The 11,382-nt window shown below is 73.0% G+C and carries 13 protein-coding genes; 7 read left to right on the forward strand and 6 right to left on the reverse strand.

Going from position 1 to position 11,382, the window contains the following annotated elements; genetic code table 11:
* Positions 1-2 precede the first annotated feature (2 nt).
* Together JYK18_RS24315 and JYK18_RS24320 are read left to right on the forward strand one after the other, a co-directional pair.
* Positions 3-1,052, forward strand: a complete 1,050-nt coding sequence (locus JYK18_RS24315; RefSeq protein ID WP_206805070.1) for a 2,3-butanediol dehydrogenase — start codon at positions 3-5, stop codon at positions 1,050-1,052.
* A gap of 63 nt (positions 1,053-1,115) precedes the next feature.
* A complete protein-coding gene (locus JYK18_RS24320) occupies positions 1,116-2,399 on the forward strand; it encodes a GAF domain-containing protein (RefSeq protein ID WP_206805078.1) in 1,284 nt (427 codons plus the stop codon).
* On the opposite strand, the gene JYK18_RS24325 is transcribed toward JYK18_RS24320, so the two are convergent.
* The 4 genes from JYK18_RS24325 to JYK18_RS24340 are packed head-to-tail and all read right to left on the reverse strand — an operon-like array spanning position 2,368 to position 4,774.
* Positions 2,368-2,736 (reverse strand): GntR family transcriptional regulator, encoded by a 369-nt coding sequence (locus JYK18_RS24325; RefSeq protein ID WP_206805080.1) that lies wholly within the window; start codon positions 2,734-2,736, stop codon positions 2,368-2,370. The two genes, JYK18_RS24320 and JYK18_RS24325, sit on opposite strands and share 32 nt — an antisense overlap.
* Entirely contained in the window at positions 2,736-3,452 is a 717-nt protein-coding gene (locus JYK18_RS24330; protein ID WP_206805082.1) for a hypothetical protein, read from the reverse strand. The genes JYK18_RS24325 and JYK18_RS24330 overlap by 1 nt, the downstream gene beginning before the upstream one ends.
* A 45-nt stretch (positions 3,453-3,497) precedes the next feature.
* Positions 3,498-4,403: a M56 family metallopeptidase gene (locus JYK18_RS24335; RefSeq protein ID WP_206805084.1), complete on the reverse strand. Its 906-nt coding sequence runs from the start codon at positions 4,401-4,403 to the stop codon at positions 3,498-3,500.
* Complete coding sequence (locus JYK18_RS24340) at positions 4,400-4,774, reverse strand: BlaI/MecI/CopY family transcriptional regulator (protein ID WP_206805093.1); 375 nt, start codon at positions 4,772-4,774, stop codon at positions 4,400-4,402. Before JYK18_RS24340 ends, JYK18_RS24335 begins: the two co-directional genes overlap by 4 nt.
* Before the next feature lie 110 nt (positions 4,775-4,884).
* On the opposite strand from JYK18_RS24340, the gene JYK18_RS24345 reads away from it, so the two are divergent.
* On the forward strand, positions 4,885-5,589 hold the full coding sequence (locus JYK18_RS24345) for an SDR family NAD(P)-dependent oxidoreductase (protein WP_206805095.1): 705 nt from the start codon (positions 4,885-4,887) through the stop codon (positions 5,587-5,589).
* Between the two features lie 96 nt (positions 5,590-5,685).
* Positions 5,686-5,868 carry a hypothetical protein gene (locus JYK18_RS24350; RefSeq protein WP_206805097.1) on the forward strand — a complete coding sequence of 61 codons (183 nt, stop codon included), beginning with the start codon at positions 5,686-5,688 and terminating at the stop codon, positions 5,866-5,868.
* 215 nt (positions 5,869-6,083) lie between these two features.
* Here JYK18_RS24350 and JYK18_RS24355 read toward each other — a convergent pair whose 3' ends face one another.
* Complete coding sequence (locus JYK18_RS24355; RefSeq protein ID WP_206805099.1) at positions 6,084-6,860, reverse strand: maleylpyruvate isomerase family mycothiol-dependent enzyme; 777 nt, start codon at positions 6,858-6,860, stop codon at positions 6,084-6,086.
* 147 nt (positions 6,861-7,007) lie between these two features.
* Entirely contained in the window at positions 7,008-7,613 is a 606-nt protein-coding gene (locus JYK18_RS24360) for a hypothetical protein (protein WP_242582036.1), read from the reverse strand.
* A gap of 169 nt (positions 7,614-7,782) precedes the next feature.
* On the opposite strand from JYK18_RS24360, the gene JYK18_RS24365 reads away from it, so the two are divergent.
* Genes JYK18_RS24365 through JYK18_RS24375 form a run of 3 tightly spaced genes read left to right on the forward strand, consistent with a single transcriptional unit; the run spans position 7,783 to position 11,367 of the window.
* Positions 7,783-9,030: a glycosyltransferase gene (locus JYK18_RS24365; protein ID WP_206805103.1), complete on the forward strand. Its 1,248-nt coding sequence runs from the start codon at positions 7,783-7,785 to the stop codon at positions 9,028-9,030.
* The gene (locus JYK18_RS24370; RefSeq protein ID WP_206805105.1) at positions 9,027-10,847 is read left to right on the forward strand and encodes a glycosyltransferase family 39 protein; all 1,821 of its coding nucleotides are present in this window, start codon (positions 9,027-9,029) and stop codon (positions 10,845-10,847) included. The genes JYK18_RS24365 and JYK18_RS24370 overlap by 4 nt, the downstream gene beginning before the upstream one ends.
* 10 nt (positions 10,848-10,857) lie before the next feature.
* A complete protein-coding gene (locus tag JYK18_RS24375) occupies positions 10,858-11,367 on the forward strand; it encodes a DinB family protein (protein WP_206805106.1) in 510 nt (169 codons plus the stop codon).
* The last annotated feature ends 15 nt before the right edge of the window (positions 11,368-11,382 follow it).

An 11,382-nucleotide genomic window follows, 5' to 3' on the forward strand; every position in this document is an offset into this window, starting at 1 on the left:
GCATGCGCGCGGTGGTTTACCGCGGCCGGGAAGAGGTCGCCGTCGAGGAGGTACCCGAACCGGAGTGCGGGCCGGACCAGGTCAAGATCAAGGTGGCGCACAACGGGATCTGCGGAACCGACCTGCACGAGTACTACGCCGGGCCGATCTTCGTGCCGACCGCCGAGCCGCACCCGCTGACCGGGGCGAGCGCGCCGGTGGTGCTCGGGCACGAGTTCGCCGGCACGGTGGTGGAAACCGGGGCCGCGGTCGACGGGCTGAGCACGGGGGACCGGGTGGCGGTCGAGCCGGTCTACCGGTGCGACACCTGCCCGGCCTGCCTGGAGGGCCACTACAACATCTGCCGCACGATCGGCTTCCACGGCCTGTCGTGCGACGGCGGCATGGCCGAGTACACCGTGGTGCCCGCGCGCATGGCGCACAAGCTGCCCGCCTCGGTGAGCGACGAACTCGGCGCGCTGGTCGAGCCGATGTCGGTGGCGTACCACGCGGCCGGGCTCGGGGAGGTCGGGCCGGGCTCGTCGGCGGTGGTCTTCGGTGCCGGGCCGATCGGCATCGGCGTGTGGTTCGCCCTGCGCGGGCTGGGCGTGGAGAAGATCACCGTGGTGGAGCCGTCGCCGGTGCGCCGGGCAGCGCTGATCGCGCTCGGCGCGGACGACGTGCTCGACCCCGGCGAGACCGACGCGGTGGCGCACGTGCGGGACCGCACCGGCGGGCGTGGCGCGGACGCGGCCTACGACGCGGCCGGGGTGCGGGCCGCGGTCGACACCGCGCTCGACTGCCTCGGGCACCGCAAGCACCTGGTCTCGGTGGCGATCTACGAACGTCCACTCGAGACCAGTTTGATCAAGCTCGTGATGTCGGAGAGCGGGATCCGCGGCTCGCTGTGCTACACCGCGCGGGACTACGCCGCGGTGATCGACCTGATGGCGGGCGGGCACTACGACACCACCGGCTGGGTCGAGCACATCCCGCTGAACAAGGTGGTGGAGGAGGGCTTCTCCGCACTGCACGCCGGGCTCAAGATGAAGGTGCTGGTGGATCCCGCCTGATCCGTTGCGGTCCGTTCCGGGGAGGGGCTTTCGTTTCAGCAGGGCGGGAGCCACACTGACCGGGTGGTCGCCGGAAATCTCGAGGCAGCGCTGCCGGCCGGGGCGGATCCCCGGCGGTACGCGCGCGTGCTCGCCCGCGTGCACGAGGCCGCGCTGACCGGGGCCGCGCTGCCGAGCCGCCCGCGTTCGGTGATCGGTGCCTCGTGGCAGCGGATGCGGCAGCTCGGGATCGATCCGGACCGCGGGGCCGAGCGCCCGCCGCTGGGCCCGGACCAGCTCGAAGCGCGGCGGCGCGAGAGCGGGCTGGCCGAGGCGCTGCCGACGCTGCGCGGCGGGCTGGTCAGCCTGGCCGAGGCGGCCGCGCACATCATGGTGGTGGTCGACGCCGAGGGCCGGGTGCTTTGGCGCGACGGCAGCACGCCGGTCCGGCGGCGCGCCGACGGGCTCGGCTTCACCGAGGGCGTCGACTGGCACGAGACCGCGGTCGGCACGAACGCCATCGGCACCGCGCTGGTGGCGCGGCGGCCGGTGCAGGTGTATTCGGCCGAGCACTACGTCCGCTCCCACCACGAATGGACCTGCGCGGCAGCGCCGCTGCACGATCCGCGGGACGGCAGGCTGCTCGGGGTGGTCGACCTGTCCGGCCCGGCGGAAACCGTGCACGCGTCCACGCTGGCGCTGGTCGACGCGGTGGCGAAGCTGGCCGAGACGCACCTGCGGACCGCGCACCTGAGCGAGCTGGAGCGGTTGCGGGCGGTCGCCGTGCCGACGTTGTCGAAGGTGGGCGGCCGGGCGGTGGTCATCGATCCGCACGGCTGGGTCGCCGCCGCGTCCGGGCTGGCGCCGGTCGACCGGGTGGCGCTGCCGTCGCGGTGCGCGGCCGGGCGGACCTGGCTGCCAGCGTACGGCGGGTGCGTGCTGGAGCCGCTGCCCGGTGGCTGGCTGGTGCGGTTGGTCGACGAAGAGCACCCGGCGCCGACGAAGGTGGTGCTCGACGTGTCGGGCGCGCGCCAGGCGGTGCTGACCGTGTCCGGCAGCGGCGGGACGTGGTCGCACAACCTGAGCCCGCGGCACGCCGAGATGCTCTACGTGCTGGCGCGGCACCCGGCGGGCCGGTCGGCCGCGGAACTGGCCGCCGACCTCTTCGGCGACCCGGCGCGGACGGTCACCGTGCGCGCCGAGATGTCGAGGCTGCGCCGGCACTTCGGCGGCATCCTGGCGCCGCGCCCGTACCGCTTCGCCGAGGACATCGAGCTGGTCGTGGTCCAGCCGGAGGGCTCGGCGCAGGTGCTGCCCTACTCGTCGGCCCCCGGGATCAGGGGGATTGGGCGTGCCGGAGGGCGATGACCGCCTCCTCCGGGGTGAAGCCCAGGTCCCGCGCGATGCGCGCGTATTCGGTGGCGGCGGCGTGCAGGAGCGCGGTCTTGCCCGGCCGGTCGGCAGCTTCGGTGACCACCGTGCCCTTCGCGCGGGCGGTGTGCACCCAGCCGCCCGTCTCCAGTTCGCGGTAGACCCGCGCGACGGTGCCCGACGCGAGTGCGAGGTCCCTGGCCAGTTGCCGGATCGGCGGCAGGCGGCTGCCGGGGAGCAGGTCGCCGGCGGAGATCAGCCGGACGATCTGGTCGTGCACCTGCCGCCACGGCGCGACCCCGCTGTCGGCGTCGACGACCACCTTCAACGGCATCAGGCCCGGACCGCGCGTCGCCCGCCTGCCAGGTGGAACCACACCGCCAGCCCGCACAGCACCAGCAGGCCGGTGAGCAGGTTGGTGACCGGGGTGGCCAGCGACGCGGTGGCGGCGGCCCCGAGCCCGGCGGCCACCCTGGCGCTGCGCACCCGCAGCGCCGCGTCCACCGCACTGTCCCCTGTGGACGGACGGCGGACGGCCAGCGCGATGATCAGCCAGGTGAGCGCGGTGACCACGGCGGCCAGCCCGAGCAGCGGCCACGCCCGGGTGAGGGCCAGCAAGACCACCGTGAGCGCGGTGATCAGCGCGTAGGAAACCAAGCCCCACAACGGAATCAGGTCACGGACGCCGCGTCGGTCCAGACTGGCCTCGCGCCGCCGGGTCCGCGGCGGACGCTGCGCCAGCACCTCGGCGATCAGCCCGCCGAGCAGCAGCGTGCCCATGATCACCGCGACCGTGTCGTCCTCGAAGTACCGGTGGAAGCCGACCGCCTCGGCCAGTGCGGGCAGGCTGATGTACAGCCACGGGTACCAGAACCGGCGCCGCCGCAGGTACCGCACGGCTTCGGCGACGTCGGCCGCGTCCGGATCACCGACGCCCCAGCGGCGCAGCACCTTCACGCCCTGTCTTTCCCCCGGCCACAGCGCGATCAGGATGAGCAGGCCGAACAGGCCCATGAACACGGCAACGCCGAGTGTCCTGTCCCACTCCACGGTGGACCCTCCCGTCTTGTATCAAGTACATGATACAAGACTTCGCTAGCCGGGCCACACGAACAGGCTGACCGGCGTGGAGGCCAGGGCGAGGGTGGCGGTGAGGGCGATCCAGCGGGCGGGCAGGAGCTGCCGCCGCCGCGGTTCGGCGATGCGGTCCAGCCGCGCGGCGATGTCGCCGTCCAGGCCCAGCGTGCCCGCCGGGGCGGTGAACCCGCCGTCGCGGAACCGCCGCAGTGCCGCCTGCAGGCAGCCGCGGGTGTGCGCGCGGCACGCCTTGTCGTCGGCGCGCATCTCCAGCAGCAAGGCCACGGTGGCCGAGATTTCCTTGGCGTAGCGCGAATTCGGCAGCACCCGGCGCAACGCGGTGAACGGCACCAGCACCAGGTCGTGCCGTTCGCGCGCGTGCGCCCGCTCGTGCCCGAGCACTGCGGCGAGCTGACCGTCGTCGAGCATGTCCAGCGTGCCGGAGCTGACCACGATCCGCGGTCGCAGGCCCGGCACGCAGTAGGCCATCGGCGCCGGGTGGTCCACCACCACCGCGCCCGGTGCGGCCGGATCGGTGCGCCCGAGCAGCGCGAGCAGGTCGCGCTGGCGGCGCCGGACCCGCAGCACGCCCACAGTGGACACGACCACGGTGACCGGCACCAGCACGGCGGTGACCACCGCGGCGACCAGCCAGCACAGGCGCGCGAGCGTCATCTCCGGCGGCAGGCCGGTGCCCAGGTCCTCGGTGAACTCGCCCAGCGCGGGCAGCATCGGCCGGTCGTAGGGGGCCAGGCCGAGCGCGCCGAACAGGCCCACCACGCTCAGCACCCCGGTCGCCAGCAGCAGTTGCCAGGCCACCACGGCGGCGCCGGGGCTCTGGCTGCTCCAGCGCGCGCCCAGCAGCGGCGGCACGGCGAACAGGCAGAGCACCAGCGTCACGGCCAGGTGCGCGACCGCGCTCATCCGGACTTCCGGTGCCTGTCCAGTGCCTGGCTGAGCGCCTCGGCCTCGGGATTGCTCACCGAGCGCGCGAAGTGGGCCAGCGCGGCCTCGCGGTCACCGGTCAGGTCGAGCGCGTCGAGCATCAGGCGGGCCACGTAGGCGTCGCGGCTGGCGGCCGGGCGGTAGGACCAGGCGCGGCCGTCGCGTTCGCGGAGCACAAAACCCTTCTTCGCCAGCCGGTCGAGCACGGTCATCACCGTGGTGTACGCCGGTTTGCGCTCGGCCAGCGCGTCGGTGACCGCGCGCACCGTGACCGGCTCGGCGTCGTCCCGATCCCACAGCACGTCCATCACCGCGCGTTCCAGCTCACCCAAACCGCCTGTTCCCGCCATGCGCCACATGGTAGGTGGCGGCCGGGCTAGACTCGGCCGGAGCTCTCTCGGCAGTTCTCGGCAGTGGAGAACCCCATGCGCACGATCCCACCGGCACCCGACGCGACGCGTTGACCGCGCACGAGTTCACCGGCAGCCGCGCGGTGATCACCGGCGCGGCCGGGGTCATCGGGGCCGCACTGGCCAGGGCGATCGCCGCGGCGGGGGCCGAGGTGCTGCTGGTCGACCAGGACCCGGCGGCGCAGGTGCTGGCGGCCGAGCTGGGTGGCCGCGCGGTGCTCGGCGATCCGAGCGAGAGCGGGTTGCCCGCCGAGGTCCTGATGGAACTGGACGGTCCGCCGGAGTTGCTGGTGCTGGCGGCGGACGAGGAGGTCCGCTCACCCGCGGTCGAACTGAGCGAGGCCGACTGGCAGCGGCTGTCCGAAGTGAACGTCGGGGCGCTGTACCGGATGGTGCGCGCGGCCGCGCCGTCGATGGCCCGGCGGGGTTCGGGCGCGGTGCTGGCGGTTTCGTCGGTGACCGCGGAGCGGGCGCTGGCCGGTGGGGTGCCCTACGGCGCGACGAAGGCGGCGGTGTCGCAGTTGGTGCGCGGGCTGGCGGTGGAGCTGGGGCCGAGCGGGGTGCGGGTGAACGGGATCGCGCCCGGGCCGCTGGCGGACAAGCGCAGCCGGCGGCGGGTGGTGGAGCGCGTCCCGCTCGGCCGGCTCGCCGCCCCGGCCGACCTGGTGGGGCCCGCGATGTTCCTGCTGTCGGCGGAGGCACGCTACGTGACCGGTCAGGTGCTGGTGGTCGACGGAGGGTACGCGCTGACGTAATCAACTTGTGACGCAGGTCTCACTCGTTGGAGGTGTAAGCCGCCGTCCGAGTGGGTAATCGGGTCGAGGCTATGTCTGACCTGGGAGAGGTGCCCGATGACCGACAGCCGAGGCGCCGCGTCGCTGGAGATGATGTTCAACGCCTGGCGGATGGAGATCGACCGGGAACCCATGGCCGATTGCCTGTCCACCACCGCCATCCTCGACCGGCTGCGGCAGGCCGCGGAACCCGGCTGGCTTTCCGCGAACCCCCCGCGCCGGCCCGGCGCCGTCGCCTGACGCTTCCCAGCCCTGAGACCCCGGCCCTTTCCGGCCGGGCAGTTCCCCGCTGCCCTCCGACGGGCACCCCGCTTGCGCACACCGGCGACTCGGCCGGACGGCAGCGCTCCGCCCGCAACCCCGGCGGCTCGATCGGACGGTGGTCCTTGCTCGCTGTCGAGCGAAGCCGCCGGACAGCGCCTTTCGCTGCCCGGCGAGCGAGTGGTTCCGATGGATTAGTCGGTGGTCCAGTCCATGTGCTCGATCCAGTGGTCGAGCAGGGCTTGGTCGCCGAGGACTTCGAGGGTGGTGGCCTCGGTCAGGGGTCGTCGCCTGCTCAGCACGAGCAGTAGTTCCTCCGCCGTGCCGCGCAGGGCGACGTCGGCCTTGGTGTGGGTGCGTTCCAGGACGATGGTGTCGGGTTCGCGGCGGGCCACCCATTCCCCGGGGGTGTCGGTGGCGTGGAAGTGCAGGGTCTGCCCGGTGCCCCGCATCGCGGCGGCGTAGTCCGGCTTGTTCTCCCAGTAGCCGCGTGAGGTCATCGTGTCCAGCCAGTCCTCCACGGCCGCGGCGGCGGGTTCGGGTGCCAGTTCGTACGGTCTGCCCAGCGCGGAGGCCGCGTCGGCGCGGTGCACGCAGATCTCGCCGAGCAGCCGCCGTGACCAGAACGGCACACCCGCCTCGGCACCGGAGGGGTCCCACACCGGGGTGTCGTCGCTGACCGCCTCGAACGCCTGTGCTGCTTCGGCGGCGCAGGCGTTGAGCCAGGCGCCCCATTCGGCGGGGTCTTCGGGGGCGGGGACGTAACCGGCGAAGGCCTGGCTCGGTTCGGTCATCCGCCCGCCGACGAGCATGGCCACCATGCGCTGGGTCGAGCCCACGTGGTCGACCAGGTCCGCCAGTGTCCACTTCGGACACGTCGGCACCGGGGCCGCCGGGTCCTGGCCGTCCACCCACCCGGCGAGCGTCCTGGTCTGGTCGGCGACGGTGGTCAGGAACGCTGATGTGCTCATCACTGCCGTGATCCTTTCCCCTCAGGCCCCGGCCGGGCGACGGTTCCCGCCCGCACCGGGGTGTGCGCCGGTTCCCCGCAACGCGGGGACGGCTCGGACGACCTCATCCTTGAGGAGCGCGGCGTTCCAGTCCAGTGCCCGGCGCGGTCAGTTGCCGGGCGGCTGCTGCTGCCCGTTCTGCGGGGGCTGGCCGCCGTTCTGCTGCCTGCCGCCGTCCTGCGGACCACCCTGCGGACCGCCCATGATCACGCGTTCCGAGACCGTCTTGGCGACGGCACCCTCCCCGGGCGCCGCGGTGACGGTGACCGTGTCGCCGCCGGCGATGTCGTCCGCGCTCCCCCGGCCGAACGTCGTGTTCCCGTCGATGGGGTAGGTCTTGGTGTAACCGTCCTCGCTCTTCACCGAAACCGAGGTCGCGCTGATCTCGGTCACCTCCCCGAGCTGCATCACCTCGGTGGTGTACCCGCCCTTGCCGTCGGGCACGGTGTACTCGCCGTGCAGGGCGGACGCCAGCCCCTCGGGCAGGCGCATCATCGGGCCACCGCCGTTCGTCATCATGCCGCCGGGGCCGCCGCCCTGTTCGCTGCTGGAGGTGCCGCTCGCGGCGTAGACGGCGACCCCGCCGGTCGCCGCGATGCCGACCGCGATCGCCGCCGCGGCCGCGGTCTTCTTGCCCGACCACCGGGCCCGGGGCGCCGGGGCGCCCCACTCCGGGGTGGGCTCGGAAGGCTGGGGGTTGGCTGGCTCGGTCATTGAACTCACTCCTCGTCGCTCCGGCTTCGACGCCGGCTGGGTCCCACCTTCGAGCCGTTCCCTGTGCGCCCGCTGTGCGAAGCCTTGGCCCGGCCTATGGCTCGCGCTCACAGGCACGCCACAGGATCAGCACAAGGAGCACCCAGCCCCGGGCACCAGTTTCGAAGCCATGACAGCGACTCTGCCCGCGGACACCCGGCGTGCGCCGGTCGAGACGGACGGCCCGGCCCCGGTGCTCGACGTCGTGGTGCCCGTGTACAACGAAGAGACCGATCTCGGCCCCAGCGTGCGGGAACTGCACCGGCACCTGAGCCGCCGCTTCCCGTACCGGTTCCGGATCACCATCGCCGACAACGCCAGCACCGACCGGACCTGGTCGATCGCCGAGCGCCTGGCCGGTGAACTGGCCGAGGTGACCGCGGTCCGGCTGGAGCAGAAGGGCCGCGGTCGCGCGCTGCACTCGGTGTGGCTGGCCTCGGACGCGCAGGTGCTGGCCTACATGGACGTCGACCTGTCCACCGACCTGGCCGCGCTGTCCCCGCTGGTCGCCTCGCTCATCTCCGGGCACTCCGACGTGGCGATCGGCAGCAGGCTGGCGCGCGGGGCGCGGGTGGTCCGCGGTGCCAAGCGGGAGATCATTTCGCGCTGCTACAACCTTCTGCTGCGCGGCACGCTGTCGGTGCGCTTCTCCGACGCCCAGTGCGGGTTCAAGGCGATCCGCGCGGACGTGGCGCGGGAACTGCTGCCGCACGTCGCCGACACCGGCTGGTTCTTCGACACCGAACTGCTCGTGCTGGCCCAGCGCGCGGGCGCGCGCATCCACGAGGTCCCGGTGGACTGGGTGGACGATCCGGACAGCCGCGTCGACATCGTCTCGACCGCGCTCGCCGACCTGCGCGGCATCGCCCGGCTCGGCCGGGCGCTGGCCACCGGCACGGTGCCGATCGCCAGGCTGCGCGACCAGCTCAACCGCGCGCCCGCCCCGGTGGAGGCGCCCGGGGTGCCCGGCGGACTGGTCCGCCAGCTGGTCCGGTTCGCCGCCGTCGGCGTCGCCAGCACGCTGGCCTACCTGCTGCTCTTCGTCCTGCTGCGCGGTGGTTTCGGCCCGCAGGCGGCCAACTTCGTGGCGCTGGCGGTGACCGCGGTGGCCAACACCGCGGCCAACCGCAGGCTCACCTTCGGCGTGCGCGGCGCCGCCGGTGCCGGGCGCCACCACTTCGAGGGCATGCTGGTGTTCCTGCTCGGCCTCGGGCTGACCAGCGGTTCACTGGCCCTGCTGCACTCGGCCACCAGCCCGTCGCAGCCGATCGAGCTGGTCGTGCTGGTGCTGGCCAACCTCACCGCGACCGTCCTGCGCTTCCTGCTGCTGCGCGGCTGGGTGTTCAACCCCCGCCGGAACCGATCGGAGACCCCGTGACCGCCACCCTGACCGCCCCCGCCGGTCCCGTTGTGTCCACTTCGGATAATGCGGCACCGCCCCGTTGGGTGCGGCCCGCGTTCTGGGGGCTGCTGCTCGCGACCGCCGTGCTGTACCTGTGGAACCTCGGCGCGTCCGGCTGGGCCAACTCGTTCTACGCCGAAGCCGCCCAGGCCGGTTCGATGGACTGGAAGGCGTGGTTCTTCGGCTCGCTCGACCCCGGCAACACGATCACCGTGGACAAACCGCCCGCGGCGCTGTGGCTGATGGGCCTGTCCGGGCGGATCTTCGGCTTCTCCAGCTGGAGCATGCTGGTGCCGCAGGCGCTGCTCGGCGTCGGCTCGGTGGCGCTGCTGTACGCGGCGGTCCGCCGGTGGTCCGGCCCCGGCGCGGGACTGCTCGCCGGTGCCGCGCTGGCGGTGACCCCGGTGGCGGCGCTGATGTTCCGCTTCAACAACCCGGACGCGCTGCTGACCTTCCTGCTGGTGCTCGGCGCCTACTGCGTGGTGCGCGCGCTGGAGAAGGCGTCACCGAAGTGGCTGGCGCTGGCCGGGGTGGCGATCGGGTTCGGCTTCCTGACCAAGATGCTGCAGGCGTTCCTGGTGCTGCCCGCGTTCGCGCTGGTGTACCTGCTCGCCGCACCGACGGGACTGGGCAAGCGGTTGCTGCACCTGCTCGGCGCCGCGGCCGCCGTGGTGGTCTCGGCGGGCTGGTACATCGCGGTTGTGGACCTGTGGCCCGCGGCTTCGCGGCCGTACATCGGCGGGTCCACCGACAACACCGAACTCGACCTGGCGCTGGGTTACAACGGGCTCGGCCGCATCTTCGGCGGCGGCAACGGCGGCGGCATGGGCGGCGGTGGTGGGAACGTCGGGTTCGGCGGGGAGGCCGGGCTGGGCCGCATGTTCGGCGACAGCTTCGGCACCGAGGTCTCCTGGCTGCTGCCCGCCGCGCTGATCGGGCTGGTCGCCGGGCTCTGGTTCACCCGCGGGCGGCCGCGCACCGATCGCACGCGGGCCGCGCTGGTGCTGTGGGGCGGCTGGCTGGTGGTGACCGCGCTGGTGTTCAGCTTCATGGGGGGCATCGTGCACCCGTACTACGCGGTCGCGCTGGCCCCGGCGATCACCGCGGTGGTGGCGATCACCGGGCGTGAACTGTGGCGCGGCCGGGCGCACTTCGCGCCGCGGTTGTTCCTGGCCGGAATGGTCGCGGTGACCGCGGTGTGGAGCTACATCCTGCTCGACCGGTCCTCGGCGTGGCAGCCGGCGATCCGCTGGACGGTCCTGGTGCTCGGCATCCTGGTCGCCACCGCGATCGCGGTCGGGGTGCACGAGTTCCGCCGGGTCACGCGGGCGGTGGCGGTCGCGGCGGTGGCCGTCGGGCTGGCGGGCACGCTGGTGTTCGGGGTGGCCACCGCGGCCGTGCCGCACACCGGGTCGATCCCGATTTCCGGGCCCGCGACCGGGATGGCCTTCGGCATGCCGGAGGGGGAGACCCCGTCGGCGGACCTCGTGGCCGTGTTGCAGTCGAGCACCGAACAGTGGGCGGCGGCGAGCAGCGGCACGCGGGGCGCGGCCGCGCTGCAGTTGGCCAGCGGGAAGTCGGTGATGCCGATCGGCGGGTTCAACGGCGGCGACCCGGCGCCGACGCTGGCGCAGTTCCAGCAGTACGTGGCCGAGGGCAAGATCGGGTACTACATCACCGACGGTGGTCGCATGGGTGGCCCCGGTGGGAGCAGCGAGATCGCCGAATGGGTGGAGGCGACCTACCCCGCCACCACCATCGGCGGGCAGTCGGTCTACGACCTCACGCCGTAGGCTGCCGCTCATGGGGATCGACCGGATCAGCCCGCCGCTGCGCGGGGACGAACGCGAAACGCTGCGCGCCTTCCTGGACTTCCACCGCGCCACACTGGAAATGAAGTGCGACGGATTGTCCACAGAGGAACTGCGGCAGCGGTCGAGCCCGCCGTCCACGCTTTCGCTGCTCGGGCTGGTCCGGCACCTGGCCGAAGTGGAGCGGACCTGGTTCCGCCGGGTGCTCAACCAGGAGAAGGACCTGCCGTTCCTCTGGTCGTCCAACAAGGACTTCCAGGCCGCCTATGACGCCTCGAACGCCACCCGAGAGGAGGCGTTCGAGGCGTGGCGGGCCGAGGTGGAGCACTCCCGCCGGATCGAGCGCGAAGCGGAATCCCTTGACGTGACGGCACACGTCCCCCGGTGGGGTGAGGACGTGTCGCTGCGGCTGGTGATGCTGCACCTGATCCACGAGTACGCCAGGCACAACGGTCACGCGGACTTCCTGCGTGAGGCCATCGACGGCGAAGTCGGGGCCTGACCTGCGGTTGTGGCG

Origin of the sequence: Amycolatopsis sp. 195334CR (assembly GCF_017309385.1) — a bacterium.
GTDB lineage: Bacteria > Actinomycetota > Actinomycetes > Mycobacteriales > Pseudonocardiaceae > Amycolatopsis.

What these genes read in the sequence shown, in the direction of transcription:
- JYK18_RS24375 (WP_206805106.1), top strand. Translation starts at nt 10,858, where the DNA reads ATGGGGATCGACCGGATCAGCCCGCCGCTGCGCGGGGACGAACGCGAA.
- JYK18_RS24325 (WP_206805080.1), bottom strand. Translation starts at nt 2,736, where the DNA reads ATGCCGTTGAAGGTGGTCGTCGACGCCGACAGCGGGGTCGCGCCGTGG.
- JYK18_RS24360 (WP_242582036.1), bottom strand. Translation starts at nt 7,613, where the DNA reads ATGACCGAGCCAGCCAACCCCCAGCCTTCCGAGCCCACCCCGGAGTGG.
- JYK18_RS24335 (WP_206805084.1), bottom strand. Translation starts at nt 4,403, where the DNA reads ATGAGCGCGGTCGCGCACCTGGCCGTGACGCTGGTGCTCTGCCTGTTC.
- JYK18_RS24350 (WP_206805097.1), top strand. Translation starts at nt 5,686, where the DNA reads ATGACCGACAGCCGAGGCGCCGCGTCGCTGGAGATGATGTTCAACGCC.
- JYK18_RS24315 (WP_206805070.1), top strand. Translation starts at nt 3, where the DNA reads ATGCGCGCGGTGGTTTACCGCGGCCGGGAAGAGGTCGCCGTCGAGGAG.
- JYK18_RS24365 (WP_206805103.1), top strand. Translation starts at nt 7,783, where the DNA reads ATGACAGCGACTCTGCCCGCGGACACCCGGCGTGCGCCGGTCGAGACG.
- JYK18_RS24355 (WP_206805099.1), bottom strand. Translation starts at nt 6,860, where the DNA reads ATGAGCACATCAGCGTTCCTGACCACCGTCGCCGACCAGACCAGGACG.
- JYK18_RS24340 (WP_206805093.1), bottom strand. Translation starts at nt 4,774, where the DNA reads ATGGCGGGAACAGGCGGTTTGGGTGAGCTGGAACGCGCGGTGATGGAC.